This is a genomic window from Bartonella queenslandensis AUST/NH15 (assembly GCF_000312585.1).
Lineage (GTDB): Bacteria > Pseudomonadota > Alphaproteobacteria > Rhizobiales > Rhizobiaceae > Bartonella > Bartonella queenslandensis_A.
On sequence record NZ_HE998003.1, the window covers coordinates 160,673 to 165,233 of the forward strand.

Sequence of the window (4,561 nt, forward strand, 5' to 3'; positions counted from 1 at the left end):
AGTATTATTATTGTCAATTTTTGTCACAAAAGGTTATATGAGAACAATGGGATAAGGATCTGTAAGTTTATGATGAATGCAACATCTGTGATGAATCTTCAAGATATTGATAAAAATACTTATAACGATGAGTTGTATCGTTTAAGTAAGGTATATATCTTTTTAGGGATTACAATTATTGTATTGGCTTTACTTACAGCTTCTGTTTCGTTTATTATTCTTATTGGATTAACCCCTGTTGTTCCGAGTAGAACAGTAACCCTTATTCTTATAGGGATTAATAGTTTTTGGGTTTTAGGGCTTATTGTCATCGTTTTTTATGAGATGATTCCCATCATTCGTGCTTGGCGTTCAAGGCGTGCGGGCTCGCGTCTTCATGTGCGCCTTATTTCATTGTTTGCACTTGTTGCAACCATGCCAGCTGTTGCTGTCGCTCTTGTATCGGGTCCAGCATTAAATTTAGGCCTTGATCGATGGTTTGATACAACAACGCGGCAAATTGTAGGTTCTTCTATTGATTTAGCAAATGCTTATGCAGATGAAATGCTTCAAAATTTGAAAAATTTATCTTATGCTATGGCATTTGCACTTGATAACAAAAAACTTTTAGAACGTAATCCAGCTGAATATCGGATGCAATTAACGCGTCATGCTCTAGGACGCAATTTGCGTGGTGCATTTTTGTTAAGTTCTAGCGGAACTATTTTTGTATCGAGCGCCCTTGGTGATGAGGATAAACTACCAATCCCTCCGTCCAATCTTATTGAGCGTGCAACCAGTGCGAGGCCTTTTTCTTTTCAACCAGGCATTCATGACTATTTTGGTATTATTTTAAAATTTAACAATATTCCAAACACATTTTTATATTTGGTACGCGACGTTGATAAAGGTGTTTTATCGGCTTTGCGTTTGACAGAAGTTAATACAGATCGTTATCGTGATTTAAATGAAAATCGCCTGCTCACACAAATTGCATTTGGTATGCTTTATTTATGTCTTTTTTTTAGTTTATTCTTATCAGCTATTTGGGCAGCTATTGCTGTTGCTGATCGCTTAGTTCGCCCTATTCGTCTGCTCATTAGTGCTGCTGATGATGTTGCTTCTGGAAATATGGAAATTTTTGTGCCAGTGCGAGCAAAAGACGGAGATATTGGGCAATTATCCAAAACTTTTAATTACATGGTCAGTGAATTGAAAAGTCGGCGCAATGAGTTGATTGCAGTGCGTGATCAAATTGATGAAAGACGGCGTTTTTCTGAAGCTGTGTTATCGGGTGTAACAGCGGGAGTGGCGGGTATCGATGATAAGGGTGATATTACAATTATCAATCGGTCGATTGAAACAATGTTTGATATTCGCTTTGAACAGGTTGTTGGACAAAGTCTTTTATCTTTAAGTGCTGAAATTTGGCAGGTTTTTCAGTTTGCGCGTTCATTGGGTCGTAAAAATCATCGTGAGCAGGTTACTTTAAACGTTGCAGGAAAAGAGCGTGTCTGTAATGTCCAAGTTACGATGGAAGAGAACGATGGGGAAGGGCAATCTTGGGTTCTAACAATTGATGATATTACAGATCTCGTTGCAGCGCAACGTACAGCGGCGTGGGCAGATATTGCACGGCGTATTGCACACGAAATTAAAAATCCCCTCACACCTATTCAGTTATCTGCTGAACGTATTCGTAAACGTTATCACAAAGTTATTACACAAGATAGAGAGGTCTTTGAGCGATGTGTTGACACAATTATTCGACAGGTTGGCGATATTGGGCGTATGGTTGATGAGTTTTCTTCTTTTGTACGTATGCCAAAACCACAAATGCATGTTTTAGATATACGTGAATTGTTGCGTGAAGCATGCTTCTTGATAGAAGTGACGCGCCATGATATTCATTTTGAGCAAGACTTAGGAAGTCTACCTCTTATGGGCGCATTTGATAATCGTCTCATCGTACAGGCTTTTTGCAATGTTATCAAAAATGCGAGCGAATCCATAGATTCAATTATGCGAGAGGAAAACATTCACGGTCATATTCTTGTCCGTTCTTATCGTCAAGAAGAATGGGTGGTTGTGGATGTTGTTGATAATGGGAAAGGACTTCCTAAAGAGCAAAGACAAAAGTTATTAGAACCCTATATAACAACGCGGGAGAAAGGAACAGGACTCGGGCTAGCCATTGTGCGCAAAGTTATTGAAGATCACGGTGGCTCCATGGAGCTTCATGATGCCCCAGAGAGTTTTTATGAAGGTCGTGGGGCGATGATCCGTTTGATATTTCCCTCAGATGAGGGTAAGCAGGGTAGTATTATACAAGCCATAAATCATAAGATAGGGGAATAGTATGGTATCAGATATCTTGATTGTTGATGATGAAGCAGATATTCGTGAGCTTGTTGCTGGTATTTTAGATGATGAAGGTTATGAAACGCGTGTTGCTTGTAACTCTGATGAAGCATTAGCTCAAATTAGTGATCGTATTCCAAAGCTTATTTTTTTAGATATTTGGTTACAAGGGAGTCGCCTCGATGGTTTAGCACTACTTGATGAAATTAAAACGCACTATCCAGCTCTTCCAGTCGTTATGATCTCTGGTCATGGTAATATTGAGACCGCTGTTTCTGCTATAAAGCGCGGAGCCTATGATTTCATTGAAAAACCTTTTAAAGCTGATAGACTTGTATTGGTTGCCGAAAGAACACTTGAAAACTCAAATTTAAAACGTGAGCTTTTAGAGTTGCGAAAACGTTCAAACGAGACATTAGAGCTGCTCGGAAAATCCACAGTTATAAGGAATTTACGTCAAATCATAGAAAAAGTAGCGCCAACCAATAGTCGCATCATGATAACAGGTCCATCAGGAGCAGGAAAAGAGACTGTTGCACGAACTATTCATGCGCTCTCAACACGTTCGAATGGGCCCTTTGTTACAATAAATGCAGCAACGATTACTCCAGAAAGAATGGAAATAGAGTTGTTTGGTAGCGAAATGGAGGGAAGAGAGCGCAAGATTGGTGCCTTAGAAGAAGCCCATGGTGGGATACTCTATCTTGATGAAATTGCTGATATGCCGCGTGAGACTCAAGGTAAGATTCTTCGGGTTTTAACGGGACAGACATTTGAAAGAGTTGGCGGGACAAAACGTGTTAAGGTGGATGTTCGTATCATTTCTTCAACAGCGCAAAATCTTGAAAACCTTATTTCTGACGGGCGCTTTAGAGAAGATCTTTTCCACCGTCTTTCCGTTGTTCCTATTACTGTTCCACCTCTTTCAGCCCGTCGTGAAGATATTCCAGAACTTGTCCATCATTTTGTAAAAACAATATCACAGCAGGTTGGAATTAAGCCACGTGAAATCAGTGATGATGTGATCGCTATTTTGCAAACGCATGCTTGGCCTGGTAATGTACGACAATTACGTAATAATATTGAGCGTCTTCTTATTCTTGTGCGGGATGGTGATGGTCCTATAACAGCGGACTTTCTTCCTAGTGAAGTGAGTGATTCTTTGCCACGTCTTCAAATGGATTCGGATGAAAGTATAATGGATTTACCATTGCGTGAAGCACGAGAATTGTTTGAAAAGAGATATTTAGTGGCGCAGATTGGGCGTTTGGGGGGGAATATATCGCGTACTGCTGAATTTATAGGCATGGAGCGTTCAGCTTTGCACCGTAAGCTTAAAGCGCTTGGAGTTTCTTAAAGCAATGCGTGTTATTATTTGCGGTGCAGGACAGGTTGGTTATGGAATAGCAGAGCGTCTTGCTGCTGAAAATCACGATGTTACTGTTATTGATATTGAAACCAGATTAATTGAAAAAATTCGTGATACATTGGATGTGAGAGGTTTTGTTGGTCACGGTTCTCGTCCTGAAGTTCTTTTGGCTGCAGGTGCAGACAAGGCTGATATGTTGATTGCTGTTACTTTGTTTGATGAAGTGAATATGGTCGCTTGTCAGGTCGCCCATTCGTTATTTGATGTTCCCACAAAAATTGCTCGTATTCGCTCACAATCTTATTTAGAACCACGCTATAAGATGCTTTTTTCCAGAGAAAATATTCCCATTGATGTGGTTATTTCGCCAGAAGTTGAAGTTGGGGAAATGGTTTTACGTCGTATTGCTCTGCCTGGTGCAATAGATGTTCTTTATTTTTGTAATGATGATATTGTTGCGCTAGCCTTGGAATGTATGGAAGATTGTCCTGTTATTAATACACCTTTGCGTCAATTAACAGAGCTTTTTTCCAGATCTTCAAACGACAGTTACCACTATTAAACGTGGCTCGGAATTATTGATTGCACATTCAGAAACACAATTACGCGTTGGTGATATAACCTATCTTGTTGTTGCTCGTGAGCAGATGCGTCGTGCTGTTGGGCTTTTTGGTCATAAAGAACAAGATGCCCACCGCATGATTATTGCAGGGGGTGGTCACATTGGCCTTTATGTTGCTCAGGCTATTGAAAAGCGTCTCCATAAATTAAAATTGAAGATTATAGAAGCGCATAGAGAAAGAGCCCTCACAATTGCTGATCAGCTTGAAAAAACAACCGTTTTATATGGTA

Annotated in this window: 2 protein-coding genes and 1 pseudogene; all 3 read left to right on the forward strand. The window is 39.9% G+C overall.

Annotated elements, in window-relative coordinates:
• Positions 1 to 72 precede the first annotated feature (72 nt).
• Positions 73 to 2,337, forward strand: a complete 2,265-nt coding sequence (locus BN338_RS05860) for a sensor histidine kinase NtrY-like (RefSeq protein ID WP_039760147.1) — start codon at positions 73 to 75, stop codon at positions 2,335 to 2,337.
• A 1-nt stretch (position 2,338) separates the two neighbouring features.
• Positions 2,339 to 3,697: a nitrogen assimilation response regulator NtrX gene (gene ntrX / locus BN338_RS05865; RefSeq protein ID WP_039759959.1), complete on the forward strand. Its 1,359-nt coding sequence runs from the start codon at positions 2,339 to 2,341 to the stop codon at positions 3,695 to 3,697.
• A gap of 4 nt (positions 3,698 to 3,701) precedes the next feature.
• A pseudogene (trkA, locus tag BN338_RS05870) lies at positions 3,702 to 4,561 on the forward strand (Trk system potassium transporter TrkA); the annotation flags it as partial.